Origin of the sequence: Streptomyces sp. NPDC048484, assembly GCF_040651415.1 — a bacterium.
Classification (GTDB): Bacteria; Actinomycetota; Actinomycetes; order Streptomycetales; family Streptomycetaceae; genus Streptomyces.
The window spans coordinates 100,588-115,449 of record NZ_JBEZJY010000023.1 but is presented as its reverse complement, the minus strand read 5'-3'; the positions used below and the strand labels follow the sequence as shown (position 1 = coordinate 115,449).

Annotated in this window: 14 protein-coding genes, 1 pseudogene and 1 riboswitch; of the genes and pseudogenes, 7 read left to right on the top strand and 8 right to left on the bottom strand. The window is 70.5% G+C overall.

Going from position 1 to position 14,862, the window contains the following annotated elements; translation table 11 throughout:
- The first annotated feature begins 323 nt into the window (after window positions 1–323).
- From AB0D14_RS23785 to AB0D14_RS23760, 6 genes are all read left to right on the top strand, one after another.
- Window positions 324–1,064: a tetratricopeptide repeat protein gene (locus AB0D14_RS23785; protein WP_362782180.1), complete on the top strand. Its 741-nt coding sequence runs from the start codon at window positions 324–326 to the stop codon at window positions 1,062–1,064.
- A 94-nt stretch (window positions 1,065–1,158) separates the two neighbouring features.
- Window positions 1,159–1,341, top strand: a riboswitch (cobalamin riboswitch).
- Window positions 1,342–1,370: 29 nt separating this feature from the next.
- The gene (locus tag AB0D14_RS23780; protein ID WP_362782177.1) at window positions 1,371–2,084 is read left to right on the top strand and encodes an energy-coupling factor ABC transporter permease; all 714 of its coding nucleotides are present in this window, start codon (window positions 1,371–1,373) and stop codon (window positions 2,082–2,084) included.
- Window positions 2,081–2,470 carry an energy-coupling factor ABC transporter substrate-binding protein gene (locus AB0D14_RS23775; RefSeq protein ID WP_362782174.1) on the top strand — a complete coding sequence of 130 codons (390 nt, stop codon included), beginning with the start codon at window positions 2,081–2,083 and terminating at the stop codon, window positions 2,468–2,470. The genes AB0D14_RS23780 and AB0D14_RS23775 overlap by 4 nt, the downstream gene beginning before the upstream one ends.
- Before the next feature lie 6 nt (window positions 2,471–2,476).
- On the top strand, window positions 2,477–3,226 hold the full coding sequence (cbiQ, locus tag AB0D14_RS23770; protein ID WP_362782171.1) for a cobalt ECF transporter T component CbiQ: 750 nt from the start codon (window positions 2,477–2,479) through the stop codon (window positions 3,224–3,226).
- Window positions 3,223–4,086 (top strand): ATP-binding cassette domain-containing protein, encoded by an 864-nt coding sequence (locus AB0D14_RS23765; RefSeq protein ID WP_362782168.1) that lies wholly within the window; start codon window positions 3,223–3,225, stop codon window positions 4,084–4,086. The genes cbiQ and AB0D14_RS23765 overlap by 4 nt, the downstream gene beginning before the upstream one ends.
- A gap of 234 nt (window positions 4,087–4,320) precedes the next feature.
- Window positions 4,321–4,824 carry a lamin tail domain-containing protein gene (locus AB0D14_RS23760; RefSeq protein WP_362782165.1) on the top strand — a complete coding sequence of 168 codons (504 nt, stop codon included), beginning with the start codon at window positions 4,321–4,323 and terminating at the stop codon, window positions 4,822–4,824.
- Between the two features lie 7 nt (window positions 4,825–4,831).
- Here AB0D14_RS23760 and kstD read toward each other — a convergent pair whose 3' ends face one another.
- On the bottom strand, window positions 4,832–6,634 hold the full coding sequence (kstD, locus tag AB0D14_RS23755; RefSeq protein WP_362782162.1) for a 3-oxosteroid 1-dehydrogenase: 1,803 nt from the start codon (window positions 6,632–6,634) through the stop codon (window positions 4,832–4,834).
- A 203-nt stretch (window positions 6,635–6,837) separates the two neighbouring features.
- On the opposite strand from kstD, the gene AB0D14_RS23750 reads away from it, so the two are divergent.
- Window positions 6,838–7,401: a CGNR zinc finger domain-containing protein gene (locus AB0D14_RS23750; RefSeq protein WP_362782160.1), complete on the top strand. Its 564-nt coding sequence runs from the start codon at window positions 6,838–6,840 to the stop codon at window positions 7,399–7,401.
- Window positions 7,402–7,607: 206 nt separating this feature from the next.
- Here the strand turns inward: AB0D14_RS23750 and AB0D14_RS23745 are convergent, their stop codons facing one another.
- The 7 genes and pseudogenes from AB0D14_RS23745 to AB0D14_RS23715 all read right to left on the bottom strand — a co-directional run bounded on the left by AB0D14_RS23745 (window position 7,608) and on the right by AB0D14_RS23715 (window position 14,844).
- Window positions 7,608–8,759, bottom strand: a complete 1,152-nt coding sequence (locus AB0D14_RS23745; protein WP_362782157.1) for an MAB_1171c family putative transporter — start codon at window positions 8,757–8,759, stop codon at window positions 7,608–7,610.
- Between the two features lie 102 nt (window positions 8,760–8,861).
- Window positions 8,862–10,058, bottom strand: a complete 1,197-nt coding sequence (locus AB0D14_RS23740; protein WP_362782155.1) for an MAB_1171c family putative transporter — start codon at window positions 10,056–10,058, stop codon at window positions 8,862–8,864.
- Between the two features lie 3 nt (window positions 10,059–10,061).
- Window positions 10,062–10,601: a toxin-antitoxin system, toxin component gene (locus tag AB0D14_RS23735; RefSeq protein ID WP_362782153.1), complete on the bottom strand. Its 540-nt coding sequence runs from the start codon at window positions 10,599–10,601 to the stop codon at window positions 10,062–10,064.
- A gap of 557 nt (window positions 10,602–11,158) precedes the next feature.
- Window positions 11,159–13,258, bottom strand: a complete 2,100-nt coding sequence (locus AB0D14_RS23730; protein WP_362782150.1) for a DUF1996 domain-containing protein — start codon at window positions 13,256–13,258, stop codon at window positions 11,159–11,161.
- Window positions 13,259–13,711: 453 nt separating this feature from the next.
- Window positions 13,712–14,145: pseudogene (locus tag AB0D14_RS23725) on the bottom strand (DUF899 family protein).
- Between the two features lie 169 nt (window positions 14,146–14,314).
- On the bottom strand, window positions 14,315–14,650 hold the full coding sequence (locus AB0D14_RS23720) for a YnfA family protein (protein WP_362782148.1): 336 nt from the start codon (window positions 14,648–14,650) through the stop codon (window positions 14,315–14,317).
- Window positions 14,651–14,697: 47 nt separating this feature from the next.
- A complete protein-coding gene (locus tag AB0D14_RS23715) occupies window positions 14,698–14,844 on the bottom strand; it encodes a MerR family transcriptional regulator (protein ID WP_362782326.1) in 147 nt (48 codons plus the stop codon).
- Window positions 14,845–14,862 lie beyond the last annotated feature (18 nt).

Below are 14,862 nucleotides of genomic sequence, written 5' to 3'. Positions count from 1 at the left end.
GAGCGCTCCCATGGAGTCACCTTGCCAGGGGCACGTCAAGACATCGCGCATGCCCCGCCTCGTGACGGATGTTCTGGAGGGGCCTTCGCAAAGGCTCCTCCAGTCCGCGGCATCCGGCCGGACGGCGGCACCGGAGCCGTTGTGCTTCATGAGCCGCCCGGTGCCCATCACTTGTGGGCCCCGGCCACCGAAGGCGGCGCCCGGCAGCAGTGTGGCCTGTTCTGGGGAATCCGGTGGCGGAGACCGTGCGTACCCTGACAACGGGCTGCGGACGAGAGGCCGATGACATGGCGGGACGGTCGTGCACGGAATGCGCCGGGACGATGAAAGCGCTGCGAGAGGAACTGCAGCGGGCCGCGGAGGACCGGTCGCTGGAGGGGCTGGAGGGGATCCCGTTCCCTCCTGTGGAGGGTGAGCATCCCTCGGACGGCCCGGCAGCCGGGGACGACCTGGTGGTCCTCTTCGAACAGCGGGCGGCCATGCACGAACGCGACCTCGGCCCCGACCACCCGGACACCCTGCTCTCCCGCAACAACCTCGCGGGCGCCTGTCTGCAGGCAGGACACCTGAAGCGGGCCGTGCCGTTGTCCGAGCGCAACCTGGCCGACAGCGAGCGCCTCCTGGGCCCCGACCACCCCCACACACTCACCTGCCGCAACAACCTCGCGGGCGCGTACGAGGCGGACGGCGCCCCGGACCGCTCCATTCCGCTCTACGAGCGTGCCCTGGCGGGCCGCGAACGCGTCCTGGGGCCCGCCGAACTGCTCACCCTGGTGTGCCGGGACAATCTGGCGCGCGCCCACGAACTGACGGGCCACCCCACCCGCGCCGTCCCGCTCCATGAACGGACCCTCGCCGACCGCGAGCGCGTCCTGGGCGCCGACCACCCCGACACCCTGCTCTCCCGCAGCAATCTCGCCCACGCCCACCACGAAACGGGAAACGCCGCGCGCAGCGCCGCCTTGTTCGCGCAGGTCCTTGCCGACAGCGAACGGAGCCTCGGTCCCGACCACCCCGCGACACCGCATGTCCGAAAACTGCTGGCCCATGTACAGGGCGGCTGAACCGCCGTTCCGGCCCCGCCGGGGGAAACCGGCACGCGCTGCGTGACCGCTCTCACGCCCCCTGGCGCCGCTTGTCACCACCCCTGCACGGGCACTACTGTCGCGACGCCTTGGTGCTCGGGAAATCGGTGTGATGCCGGTGCGGCCCTCGCCACTGTGATCGGGAAGTCCGGCTCCAGCCCTCAGGGGCGGCCACTGGGTCCTCGGACCCGGGAAGGCGGAGCACGGGTGGTCTTACCCGTAAGCCAGGAGACCGGCCAAGGCGCGTCAACCATCCACGAGGTGCTGGAGAGGGTCTGCTGAGCCATGCACATAGCCGAGGGTTTTCTTCCTCCGGCGCACGCGGTCGCCTGGGGCGTCGCGTCGGCGCCGTTCGTCGTCCACGGAGTCCGGTCGCTCACCCGTGAGGTCAAAGAGCATCCCGAGAGCACGCTGCTCATCGGGGCGTCCGGAGCTTTCACGTTCGTTCTCTCCGCGCTGAAACTGCCGTCGGTGACCGGGAGCTGCTCGCACCCCACCGGCACGGGACTGGGCGCCATCCTGTTCCGGCCACCGGTCATGGCGGTCCTTGGCACCATCACGCTGCTCTTCCAGGCGCTGCTGCTCGCGCACGGCGGACTGACCACGCTGGGCGCCAACGTCTTCTCGATGGCGATCGTCGGGCCCTGGGCCGGCTACGGGGTCTACCGGCTGCTCCGGCGGTTCGGCGTGCCGCTGATGGTCGCGGTGTTCTTCGCCGCGTTCGTCGCCGACCTCTCCACCTACTGCGTCACCAGCGTGCAGCTGGCACTCGCGTTCCCCGACCCGAGCAGCGGATTCGTGGGCGCGCTCGGCAAGTTCGGCTCGATCTTCGCCGTCACCCAGATCCCGCTCGCGGTGAGCGAGGGGCTCCTGACCGTGCTCGTGATGCGGCTGCTGGTGCAGTCGAGCAAGGGCGAACTGACCCGGCTCGGCGTGTTCCTCACCAAGAAGCAGTCCCGGACCGGGACGACCGAGACGACCGAGACGGTGGCCCGATGAGCCGTAACGCGAAGATCAACGCGCTGCTGCTGTTCGTCGTGGCCGCGCTCGCCGTACTGCCGCTGGCCTTCGGCATGGGCGACCACAAGGAGGAGCCGTTCACGGGCGCCGACGCGGAGGCGGAGACCGCGATCACCGAGATCGAGCCCGACTACGAGCCGTGGTTCTCACCTTTGTACGAGCCGCCGTCCGGTGAGATCGAGTCGGCGCTGTTCGCCCTCCAGGCCGCCCTCGGCGCCGGCGTTCTCGCCTACTACTTCGGCGTGCGCCGGGGCCGACGCCAGGGTGAACAGCGTGCCCTGGCACAGCGGGACGGCCAGGCCCCCACGCCCGGCACAACCGGCGGTACCGCCGGCACCGGTGCGTCCGCGGCCGGACGGACCTGAGCCTTCGTGCTGCCGATCGACGCGGCGGCGCACAGCAGCCGCTGGCGCCACCGCCATCCCGTGGACAAGGCCGTGCTCGGGCTCGGCCTGACCGTACTGGCGATCTCGCTCCCGCCCTGGCCGGGCGCCGCCCTGGTCCTGGTGACGGCCCTCGCCGTCCTGCTGGGCCCTGCCGCGGTACCCGGCCGCCGGCTGTGGCGCGCCTACCGGGTGCCGTTGGGTTTCTGCGTGACCGGGGCGCTCCCCCTGCTCCTCCAGGTCGGCGGTCCCGACGGATTCGTGACCCTGGCCGAGGGCGGGCCGACGCGCGCCGGAGAACTGTTGCTGCGTACCTCCGCGGCCTCCCTCGGCGTGCTCCTGTTCGCGTTCACCACTCCCCTGTCCGACCTGCTGCCGCGGCTGGTGAACGCCGGGGTGCCCGCGCCGGTCGTCGACGTCGCCCTGGTGACGTACCGGATGAGCTTCCTGCTCCTCGACTCCGTACGCCGTATCAGGGAGGCGCAGGCCGCCCGGCTCGGACACACCACACGGGCCGCGGCCTGGCGTTCCCTGGCAGGGCTCGGCGCCACCGCTTTCGTCCGGGCCTTCGACCGGGCGACCCGGCTCCAGGCGGGGCTCGCCGGGCGCGGTTACGACGGCACCCTGCGCGTCCTGGTACCGGAGGCCCGGGTCTCCGCACGCTTCACGCTCGCCAGCGTCGCGCTGCTCGCGGCTCTGGCCGCCCTCACCTTCGTACTGGAAAGGCCGCTGCGATGAGCGAGCCCGTGCTGGTCGCCCTGCGGGGCGCGTCCTACGCGTACGAGGACGGCCCGGCCGTGCTCAGCGGCCTCGACTTCGAGGTGCGCGCGGGTCGCGCCCTCGCTCTGCTCGGCCGCAACGGCAGCGGCAAGACCACGCTGATGCGGCTGCTCAGCGGCGGGCTGCGGCCGCGCGGTGGACAGTTGACCGTCGAGGGCGATCCGGTGCGGTACGACCGCAAGGGCCTGACCCTGCTGCGCACGACCGTCCAGCTGGTGGTGCAGGATCCGGACGACCAGTTGTTCGCCGCGTCCGTGGGCCAGGACGTCTCGTTCGGGCCGCTGAACCTCGGCCTGCCCGACGCCGAGGTACGAGCCCGGGTGGACGAGGCACTCGCCGCGCTGGACATCGCCGCCCTGGCCGACCGGCCCACCCATCTGCTCTCCTACGGACAGCGCAAGCGGACCGCGATCGCGGGCGCCGTGGCGATGCGACCGCGTGTCCTGATCCTCGACGAACCGACCGCGGGGCTCGACCCGGACGGCCAGGAACGGCTGCTCGCGACCCTCGACGGGCTGCGCGAGAGCGGCACCACCGTGGTCATGGCGACGCATGACGTGGACCTCGCCCTGCGCTGGGCCGACGACGCGGCGCTCCTCGTCCCGTCCGGAGCGGTGACCGGCCCGGCCGCCGCGATCCTGGCCCGCACGGATCTCCTGGAGCAGGCGGGGCTGCGCCTGCCGTGGGGCATCGCGGTGGCTGAACTCCTGTGTGGACAAGGCCTCTTGACCAGCCCGTCGGCCGGCCCGCGCACCGCGGACGAACTGGCTGCGCTGACCGCCCTGCGCTCCGCTCCCCCGGTACCGGCTGACGGCTGACGGACGCGCCCTGGTCACCTGCGGCGGTCGCAGAACGCCCGAGCGACTGTGCGGCGCGGCTGTGTCGGCCCTGCAGAAGAGACGCTTTCCTGCCCCTTCTACCGCTACTTCGCCAGTGCCGTCATTTATCACGTTTCCATGAAGGAAGAAATAATTTCCACGGATCCAACACGTACGTTTCACATCATGGTTAAGATCCGGTGCCTTACAGGTTTCCGGAGGGGGAAAATTCTCATGCGCAAGCACCCAGTCATAACCGCGGCCGTCACCGCCGCCACCGCCGGCGCGCTGGCCGTCGTCGCCGCCGCGCCGGCCCAGGCAGCCGAGTACCACTCGGCGCTGAAGATCCGCGGCGTGCAGTACGACGCACCCGGCAGCGACTCCAACAGCTGTGCCACCGGGAACACGGACGAGGAGTACCTGACGATCAAGAACTACTCGTCCTCCGCGACCATCAACCTCAAGAACTACCTCGTGAAGGACAGGACCGGCAACAGATTCCTCTTCACCGCGAACCACTACCTCCAGCCCGGCGACTACGTGAAGCTGCGCGGCGGCAACGGAGCCGACTCCGACAGCCGCAACGTCGTCTACCGCGACAACTGCAACTTCATGTGGAACAACCCCGGCGACACGATCTACCTCTACAAGCCCTCCCGCAGCCGCTCCGACGTGCACGCCTACACCAAGAGTGGCTCCGACCCCGACCGCAACGGCTACATCGGCTTCCACAACTGATCCGGCATCAGGCCCCGGCAGCCGTCGCGATGTCCCGGGCCGCGATGTAGCCGAAGGTCATCGCCGGTCCGATGGTCGAACCGGCGCCCGCGTAGCTGTGCCCCATGACCGCCGCGCTGGCGTTCCCGGCGGCGTACAGACGGGGGATGGCGGATCCGTCCGGGCGCAGTACGCGCGCCCGGGCGTCCGTGCGCAGACCGCCCTTGGTGCCGAGGTCGCCCGGGACGATTCTGAAGGCGTAGAAGGGGGCCAGCCACAGCGGCGCCAGACACGAGTTCGGCAGGATCGCGGGGTCCGTGTAGTAGTGGTCGTAGACACTGTCGCCGCGGTGGAAGTCGGTGTCGGTGCCGCTCTGGGCAAGGCCGTTGAAGCGGTTGACGGTGGTCCGCAGGGCGGCCGCCGGCACGCCGATCCCCTGGGCGAGGGCGTCGAGCGTCCAGGCCTTGTGGGCGGCGCCGGAGGTGTACCACGCCTCGGGGAAGGTGAAGGTCGGAGCGACGTCCTTGAAGAGGTAGCGGTTGCGGTAGTTCTGGTCGACGATCAGCCAGGCCGGGATGTGCGGGGCACTCGCGTTCTTGTCGTACATGGTGTGCACGACATCGCTGTAGGGGCCCGCCTCGTTGACGAAGCGCGCTCCGGCGGCGTTGACGAGGAGCCCGCCGGGCAGGGTGCGTTCGGCGAGACAGAAGTACGGCTGGCCGGGCAGCGGGATGGCCGGGCCCCACCAGGCGTCGTCCATCAGGTCGAGCGCGGCGCCGGCCCGTTGACCGGCCCGGATCCCGTCGCCCGTGTTCTCCTTCGCGCCGACCGTCCACTCGGTGCCGATGGGCTGTCGCTGGTACTGCTCGCGCATGGCCGCGTTGTGCTCGAAGCCGCCCGAGCCGACGATCACTCCGTACCTGGCCCTGATCAGACCGGGCGTGCCGTCCTTGGCCACCACGGCTCCCGCGGCGGTTCCGCCCTCCAGGTACAGCTCGGTGAGCGGGGTGTTCAGCCACACGGGCACCTGGGCCGCGAGCAGTCCGGCGCGCAGCCCGGCCGCCAGTGACTGGCCCATGGTGAGGGGCTTCTGGCCGAGGAGCGCCGCTCTGGTACCGCGGGCCAGGCACTCGGTGGCGACGGCGATGCCTTTCGCGCTGACCGCGGAGAGGGCCAGCCACTTGTAGTCGGCGCTGAAGACGACCATGCCGCTGGGGACCGTCAGGTAGGGGGGATTCAGACGGGCGAGTTCGGCGCCGAGGATGTTCCCGTCGAGCTGGGCGGGTTCGATGGAACGACCGCCGGGCAGACCTCCCGGCAGTTCCGGGTAGTAGTCGCTGTAGCCCTCCATGAAGCGGAAACGCAGCGGGCTGTTGGCCATGACGAAGGAGATCATGGCGGGCCCCTGCCCGAGGAAGGCCTGCCTGCGGTCGGCGGAGACATCGGGGCCGACCACGGCCGCCAGATAGGCCGCCGCCTTCGCCGGGGTGTCGGGAACGCCCGCGGCCAGGATCACCGGGTTGTTCGGGATCCAGACCCCGGCTCCCGAGCGCGCGGCCGAACCTCCGAAGGTGGCCGCCTTCTCCACGACGACGCAGCTCAGTCCCCGCTTCGCGGCCGTCAGCGCGGCGGTCATCCCCGCCGCTCCCGACCCGATCACGACGACGTCGTACGTACCGAGCAGGGGCAGGTCGGCGGCTTGCGCCGTACCGGGGAGACCGGACGCGAGCGCGAGCCCGGTTCCGGTCGCCGCACCGAGCACCCGGCGCCTCGACGGGCCGGGCGGGGGCGGGGGGTCTGTGCGTCTGGCGGGGTCCGCGCTTGTGGTCATGGCAGGGCGCTCCAACCGGGCGAAGGAATGGGAGAGCGTACGGTGCCCCCGGAGGCCGATGTGTGTCCGGCGCCCGGTTCTGATGCGGAGTCAGGAATCTGGCGCGAGGGCCTTGGGAAGTCAAGAGTCACGCCGGGGGTGACGCCCGACGATCACGGGAGACGGACCTTGCACAGGGAATTGTCACCCGCCAGGATGGTGACGTGAATTCGGATCACGTCTTCGTGTGTGGAAACCCGGCCCTGGACTTCGCCGCGACGCTCCGCGCCCGCCGCACCCTTCGCTTCGAGACGTTCGTGTCACCGGAGCGGCTGGACGCCTGGTACGTCGAGGCGGGGATCGTCGGGACCGTCTCCCCCAGCGAAGCATCCGACGTCGCGCGGGCGGTCGCCGTCCGGGAGGCCGTCTACGCGCTGGTCACCGCCCGGCGCCTCGGAGAACCCTACGACGACAAGGCGCTCACCACGGTGAACAGCGCGGCGCGCAGGCCTCCCGCGACCCCGCAGCTCACCGCGACGGGTCGGCGAACGGACGCGACACCGGACGAGGCGCTGTCCACCGTGGCGCGGCACGCCGTCGAGGTGCTCAGCGGTCCGGACGTACCGCTGCTCAAGGAGTGCGCCGACCCCGAATGCACCCGCGTCTATGTCGACCGGTCGCGTGGCATGCGACGACAGTGGTGCGGCATGGAGTCCTGTGGGAACAAGCTCAAGGCCGCGGCCTACCGCGCCTGCAAGAAGCAGGCACGGACACCTGTCACCCCCTGACGACTCACCCCCTGACGACCCGGATCACGCGGGTGCAGGTGGTCGCTGTTCGGAGCGAGCGCGGGAGCCGAGATTCTCTTCGGTCCGGCCGCCCGTTGATCGAACCATGATCGGGTCCGGAGGGCATCACGGACCCCCGATCACCAACCGGGCGCCTCGGGCCGCTACTTGAGAGGCCGTCAGCCGCGCAGTGCGATGCTCACGCTTCAGTCGTGACGTACTTTCTGCCGGGCCGCCCGCCGTCGGGCCTCGGCGACGACGGGTGAGGACGACAGGGCGCGAGCCAGCTCCACCAGCAGGTGCGGCTGGGCGACGGACCGCAACCGGCCCACGTCCGACGGGAGTTCCACGTCCGGGCCCGAGGAGATCCGCTCCTTGGCCACCACGAGCATGGCCGCCTCGGCGATGATCTCCGCATGGTCCGGAGCCGCCCGTTCGACCGCCCTGCGCACCTCGTTGTCGAGGTAGCGCGAGCACACCAGGACTCCGTCCAGGATCGTGATCTCCTGGTGGACCAGGCGCATCACGGGGGGATCCCACCAGTGGGTGTCGGCCACCGGTGTCCGCAGGTCCCGCATCTCCAGCCACAGAGGCCTGAGAAGCCGGTAGCGCCGCCAGGCACGGAAGTTGTCCGCGGCGGAGGGGCCGAGGCGCGGCAACGCGAAGCCGGCGGCGACGGTTACGCCCGCGACCGCCACGAGGGGCGGCGACAGGCTCGTGGAGAGGAAGTCCCAGTCGCGACCGCTCCAACGGGCGCCGATGGCCACGTACTTGGTGATCTGGTACGACAGGTCGAACAGCACGCCGACGACGATCAGCGTCAGGCCCTTGCGGGTGAGGTCCCGTACCTTCCGCAGCCAGCTCAGGCACATGCCCGCGAGGGCGGCGGTGGCCACGGTGTGGAACCCCAGATACAACAAGATCATTTCGCGCATGTACGGCGTTCCGGCGTAGTACGTGTCCAGGTCCCGGGTCCGCTCGACCGGCACGTCGGCCAGGGCGAAGAGGGTGACGATCCCGATGATCACCAGCCCGTAGACGCACACCACCAGACGGGTCGCGCGGGCGGCCCGCTCGGGCTCCCCTCCTCTCCAGGCGATCATCAGGACGAGATAACAGGCGCTGAGTGCGGACATCCCCGAATAGACCAGCGGCGCGGCGAAGTTGGCGATGCCGGTGAGTCCGTTGACGAAGCCGATGGTGGGAGGCACGGAAAGGATGCACACCACAGCGCCGATGAGCAGGACCGGCAGGCTCGCGGCCATCAGTGGGTCGTGCCACAGTCCCCTCATGGCCGACAGGTTGAAGACGGCCGTGCCGAGAAGGATCACGCCAGGGATGTAGAGGACGACGTCCATGGTCTCACCGGCCTTCCGCGGCCGTCGGCCGGCGACTTGGGGCCCTGCCGGGGGGCCCGGCGACGAGAGCGGGGCCAGGCTGAAGGGCGGTGCGCAGGTGGTTCATGTGGGGGACTTCTCGCCCTCCTCGACCGGGGCGACAACGGGGCGGTCGCGGGCCGCCGCGACGATCGGGGACGTACGCAGCGCGTCCGACACGCCCAGGGGGGCGGTACGTACCGCGGTGATCTCAAAGTGGTCGGGGCGGACACGGGAGCCGACGGGCAGACCCCGGCGGACGGCCCGGACAGCGGCGGCGACCATCGCCGCGTGACCGATCCGGGCGGCCTCGTCGTCGGTGTGGCCCGCGGCGGACGCCGCGCTCCGCGCGTGCGCGCGGACCTCGGCGTCGAACCACGGCGCCACGAGGCTCAGTCCGTCCTGGATGCCCGCCTCGCGCTGGGTGAGGCGGACCTGGGGCGGTGAGTACCAGGGGATGGGCCCGGCGAGCGGCGTGCGGGGCGAGGCGTATCCGAGTTCGCGCCACAGCGGGCCGAGCTTCCGGCAGGTTCTCGCGGCCCGCCGGTTCCGGACCACCCAGGGGCCCACCAGGGGCAGCAGGAACCCGACGGTGGCACAGGGCGCGGACATCGCGGAGAGGAGAGGCGCCAGGGTCGTACTGAGGGCTCCCCAGTCCTGGCCGGCCCAACACGCCACCACCGCGGCCAGTTTGAGGCCGCTGAAGGCCATGTTCAGCAGCCAGCCGACGACGAGAACCCACAGGCCGGCCCGCAGCCATCCGCTGACCTGGAGCGCCCAGCGCCAGCACAGCACCGTGGTGACGAGCGCGGCGGTCAGGTGGGCGACCAGGTACAGCACGATCATCTCGCGGATGAAAGGGGTCGTCGCGTAGTAGGTGTCGAAGTCGGTGTGCCGGTCCACCGGGGCGTCGCCGAGTGCGAAGAGGACGACCAGCATGATGACGACCAGGGTGTACCCGGCCTGCCAGCGTCGCGAGACGCGCCGCACGTACTCGGGCGGGCCCCCGCGCCAGTGGACGATGAGCAGCAGACAGGCGGCGCTGAAGGCGCTGAGGATGCCGTACACCAGCGGGCTGGAGAAGTTGGCTGTGCCGGTGGCCTCGTTGACGGCGCTGATCGTGGGAGGAGCGGCGAAAAACAAGCAGACTCCGCCGAGAGCGATCACGAGGCAGACCGACCGTACGAGCGGGTCGCGCCAGTCCTTCAGCAGGCCCGGCAGCTTGACGGCCAGGCCGGCCAGCGTGGCGACGGCCGGGACGTAGTAGGTCGAGGAGTCCACGGCTCAGCCCTGTGGCCGGCGCTGTCCCAGCGAGGCACCGATGCGGCCGGCGATCCGGCCTCGGTCCGTGGCCGCGCTGCCGGGTTCACCCTCCAGCCAGACACGGAAGCGAGTGACCGCCAGCAGGCCGAATCTCTCGGCGTCCGCCTCCTCGCGCCGGTCGAACTCGGTACGGGCGGCCACCTTGCGTGCTGGCTCCTGGAGTTCGGGGAGTTCGGCGCCGGTCGAGAGCATCCGGGCCGCCACCGCCTTGCCCACGACGTGGTTGCCGCAGTCTCCCCTGAGCATGTGCCAGACCTCGTGGAAGAAGATCGCCAGCTGGTGCAGGGGCGTCGCCCGCTTGTCCACCACGATGAGGTCGTAGGCGGGGAGGTCGAGCCACAGCCCGCTGGCGGTCTCGTGCGGGAACTCCTCCTTCACGAGCCGGACCTCACGGCCTCTCAGTTCGCTCACGGTCGTGATCAGCGCGGCGAACAGAACGTCCGGGGCCGTCGGCGCGGGCAGACTGAGCGCGTCGACCAGCTGACCGATCAGGTTCCGCATCTCTCTGGCTTTGCCTGCGCGCACCGCTCTCCCCGTGGACCTCAGCACGGGCGCCGTCGCATGGCGTCCGCCGAATTCTCGATACTGACCACCGGCACGGGCTCCAGGTGCCCAACTCGGTAGGTAAATATGTCAAACAAGAGCCGTGTCGGCCACACCGGACGCCAAGAAGTACCCCGCGCCAGGGGATCTGAAAAACCGAACAAGCCCGACATCCGCCGGTCTGGTACTGGCGCATCCGTTGCGTTCACGTGACCCTCCCGTTCGGCGACGGTACGCCCGCCGACCGCCGCGCCCGTCGGTCCGCCCGGTACGGCCACCCACCGTGGACGACATCGCGCCTGCCTACGGGGGTGTTCTCCGGCTCGTCGCGCGTCTTTGCGAGAGCTGTGCGTTGCACGCGTCTGTGCCGTTCACGCTTCTCCGCCCTTCAGGAAGGTCTTGATCCAGTCACTCGTCGACCGGAGCGCTTCCACCCCCGCTCGCGGCACGCACGAGGGGCGGTCGGGCCTGCCTCCGCAGGTCCGGCCGCCCCTCGTGGGATGCGTCAGGCAGTGCTACCTCGACCTGCCCGCGATTCGACGCAGGAGTACGAACCCGGCGATCACCAGCAGCCCTCCCGCCGCGGCCGGCCACAGCTGGGTCCCGGTGTCGGCGAGTCCGCCCGTGGCGGTCTGCGGTTCGGCCACCCCGCCCGCCTCCTCGGGCTCGGGACCGGGCACGGCGCTGTCGGAGTCCGAGCCGCCCGCCGAGCCGGCCGCGTCACTCCCGACCGCCGACGGGGACGTGGCCGCCTTGGGCGCCGCGTTGTCCTTGTCCGCAGCGCCCTTGTCGGCGTTGCCCTTGTCGGCGTCGTCCGCCGGCGTGGTCCTCTGGGTGCTGCTGACGGTGGGCTCCGGCGTGTTCTTGTCGCCGTTGTCCGCCGGGGCGTCGGTCTGGCCCTCGTCGCCCGGCTGGTCGTTCCCGCCCGGCTGCTCGGTCCCCGGCTCGTCGTCGCCCGGCTGCTCGTTCCCGGGCTGCTCGTTCCCCTCCGTCGGGTCCGGCGAAGGCGCCGGCGGGTCGGTCGGCTCCTCGCCGCCACCGCCACCGCCGTTGTTGCCGCCGTTACCCCCGTCGTCCGCGCCGTCGCACTTCCGGCCCTCGTTGATGCAGTCCACCATCTCCCCCATCAGCGCTTCATCGAAGATGTTGATGAAGTCGCCGTGGTCGGTGACCGGCTTGTGGAGCTGCTCGGGGAAGGAGTCGACCGCGAACAGCGGCTTCGTCTTGCCGCCGTCCGCGACGCTGGGCGCGTCGATGTCGTAGACGATGCGCTGCACCAGCTGCGGAACGGCCTTGAAGTCGTTCGCACAGTTGCCGCCGGCGTCGGCGAACGCCATGTGGGTGCGGTGGTTGGCACTGTCGATGTTCTGACCGTCCCAGCAGCTCTGGAACTTGAAGGTGCGGACCACGTCGCTGCCCTGGGGGCAGAGGGGGTACTTGTCCTTGAGCTGCCGGTCCTCGAAGCCGGTGCAGCTCCACGACGCGTTGGCGTTGGCGGGGCCGTTGACGAACGCCTTGGCGTCGCCGGTGATGATACGCAGCAGCTTCGGCATGGCCGTGACCTCGCCGCGCGGGTTGCCCTCGAACGTCAGCGTGACCTGCTTGGGTGTGACGATCTCACCGGCGTTGCCCTCGATGCCACCGCCGGGAGAGGCCGCGTCCTTTTCTTCGGTGCCGTTCTGCAACCGCACCACGGGCCAGTAGTACGAGGACTTGTCGCCCTCGTTCTCGCAGGTCGTCTCGGCGTTGGCCAGGTCCTCGTCGCTCGCGAAGGCGTCGTTGGACTGGTTGCCGATGTAGTCGTGGAAGTGGTGGGCCCCGTTGGTGACACCGGGAGCCGCGATGATGTTGTCGGAGTTGAACAGCCCCTTCTCGTTCACACCACAGCTGGTGGTGAAGGAGCCCTTGGAGGCGTCACCCCCGGCGCTCGGCTTCTGCACGTTCGGCTGGACGGTGGAGATGTCCACGAAGTCCGCTGCCACGGGGCCGTTTCCGGTCTGGCCGCCGTTGCCGCCCTGCTCGTCGCCCTGCCCCTGGTCGCCGCCCGGGTCCTGGCCGTCGGCCTGGTCCTGGTTCTCGGCGTCGTTCGCGTTGTCGCCCTGGCCGTCGCCGTTCTGTTCGCCGTCCTGCCCGTTCTCCGGCTCGTCCTGGTTGCCGGAGGCGCGGAGAATGCAGGGCGCGAAGGCGTCCAGCCCCTGCGGGCGGTCCCCCACGGCGTCGATGGCGGCCACGATGCGCTCGATCGTCGCCGCTCGCTTGTCCTTGAGCGGATTCATGATCGAGTTTTCGGCGAAGCCGCCGTCCTGCTTGATCGCCTCCGCGGAGCTCTGCAGCTGCTGGTAGGCCTCGGCGATCTGCTTGTCCAGGGAGGCGAGTTCCTTGTCGACCTGCGTCTTGGAGCCGTCCGGCACCGCTGCCAGCTCGCTGCCGACATCCGGGCAGTCGATGGTGGCGGCACCGGAGGCAAGGACCTGGTCCGTCTGGCCCGAGGTGCTCTCGGAGGCCGTGGCGTAGACGTTCGCCGCGACCAGCCCACCTCCTCCCAGCATCAGCGCGACCGCCCCGATGGTCGCGCGTCGTGCGCCTGTTGGGCGTCTGCGCGTGTTGCGTCCCACGGATGTACTCCTACGCTTCGGTGCCGACCGGCATGGCGCCCCCGGCTTCATACGGAGATGAAGCTCAGAGTGTTCACACACATCCCAGATTCATAGAAACCTCTCATGAACCAGGCGTTTGCGAGACCCGTGTCCGGGCAATCACGTTTTCCTGCGGTCTGGTTGGGGAAGGGCGATCCGAGGGGCTCTGCGGGGCGCGAGTGACACCGTTTCCGCCGGTTTGCAACGGGCCGGGCCCCGGCAGCGTGCGGGTTTCCCGAGGGCCACGGAGGCGATACGGCGTCACACGGCGCGCCGCACGCCCCCGGATCAGCGGCCGCAGCCCTGTACGCCGATCCGCTCGGCCGTCGCGTGGCCGATGCCCGAGTACGGTTCCGCTGTCCTGCGGCAGTCGCGGTGATCGCACCACTGCACCTCGCGGTCAGCTGCGAAACCTCGACGGGCGAAGAGGTGTCAGTGGTGGTGGCCCTGTCGGCCGAGGGTCTCCACGGGGGGCCGCGCCGGGGCGGGTCCACTGCGGCACAGGGCGGCTGGTCGGGCCCCAAGCTGCGTCTCCGTCCGCGTCCGTGCGCCAGTACCAGCACGAGTCGCGCCCCTCGGGCCGGCCGCCTGGCTTGTCCTCCCACGCCTCGCCGCGGCCGTAGGGCGTCATGTCGAGCAGGCTGAGGGACCCGTTGACCGGCTCGTTGCCACGACCCGTCGTGGAGTAGGTCAGGAAGACGCGGTCGCCGTCGCGCAGGAAGCAGGTGGGCCTTCTCGCGGGCCAGGAGTTCATCACGGGCGGCCTGCCAGGTGGCCGCGTCAACGACGGGTGGGCGGCCCGGCAGCGCGGTGGTGGGATCACTCGGCTCGGTCGTCGTGGTGGAGTCATTCGGCTTGGTCGTCATGGTGTCCTCCGTGGTGTCTCGTGCCGGACAGCGTCGTACGACACTGCTGCGAGGGTCACCGGAACAGACTCCGGACCCGGCCCGAACTCATCGGATCTCGGCCGGCCGGTGCCGGCGCCGGCCTCCCTGGACCGCCGAGCGGTCAACCTGGCGGGAGTCGGACGGCTCCTCAGTGACCGCGGGGGGCGTACATGATGACCGCCATCCCCGCGAGGCAGACCAGCGCGCCGAGGACGTCGAAGCGGTCGGGACGGTAGCCGTCGGCGACCATGCCCCACGCGATCGACCCGGCGACGAAGATCCCGCCGTACGCGGCGAGGATCCGGCCGAAGTTGTCGTCGCTCTGGAAAGTGGCCACCACCCCGTACACGCCCAGGGCGATGACACCGGCGCCGATCCAGACCCAGCCCCTGTGTTCACGGATGCCCTGCCAGACCAGCCACGCGCCTCCGATCTCGAACAGGGCGGCGACAGCGAACAGGGCGATGGAGCGGGCGACGAGCACGACGGGTTCTCTCCGGAACGGGGAAGCGGGCGGGAAGGCGGGGGCGGTCAGGCGGCCGGGCCGAACAGGTCGGGTGAGCAGGGCGACTCCGGCAGCCGCTCGACCGCGTCCTCGCCGTACACCCGGTATCCGCCGGTCGGACGTACGTCCGACCGGCCGGCCGGCAAGAGGCCCGCGCCTTCGTAGAAGCGCAGAGTGGTGGCCGGAACGCC

Coding starts and splice junctions, on each gene's coding strand:
- kstD (WP_362782162.1), bottom strand. CDS start 6,634: ATGACCACAAGCGCGGACCCCGCCAGACGCACAGACCCCCCGCCCCCG.
- AB0D14_RS23780 (WP_362782177.1), top strand. CDS start 1,371: ATGCACATAGCCGAGGGTTTTCTTCCTCCGGCGCACGCGGTCGCCTGG.
- AB0D14_RS23785 (WP_362782180.1), top strand. CDS start 324: ATGAAAGCGCTGCGAGAGGAACTGCAGCGGGCCGCGGAGGACCGGTCG.
- AB0D14_RS23765 (WP_362782168.1), top strand. CDS start 3,223: ATGAGCGAGCCCGTGCTGGTCGCCCTGCGGGGCGCGTCCTACGCGTAC.
- AB0D14_RS23775 (WP_362782174.1), top strand. CDS start 2,081: ATGAGCCGTAACGCGAAGATCAACGCGCTGCTGCTGTTCGTCGTGGCC.
- AB0D14_RS23735 (WP_362782153.1), bottom strand. CDS start 10,601: ATGCGGAACCTGATCGGTCAGCTGGTCGACGCGCTCAGTCTGCCCGCG.
- AB0D14_RS23760 (WP_362782165.1), top strand. CDS start 4,321: ATGCGCAAGCACCCAGTCATAACCGCGGCCGTCACCGCCGCCACCGCC.
- AB0D14_RS23745 (WP_362782157.1), bottom strand. CDS start 8,759: ATGGACGTCGTCCTCTACATCCCTGGCGTGATCCTTCTCGGCACGGCC.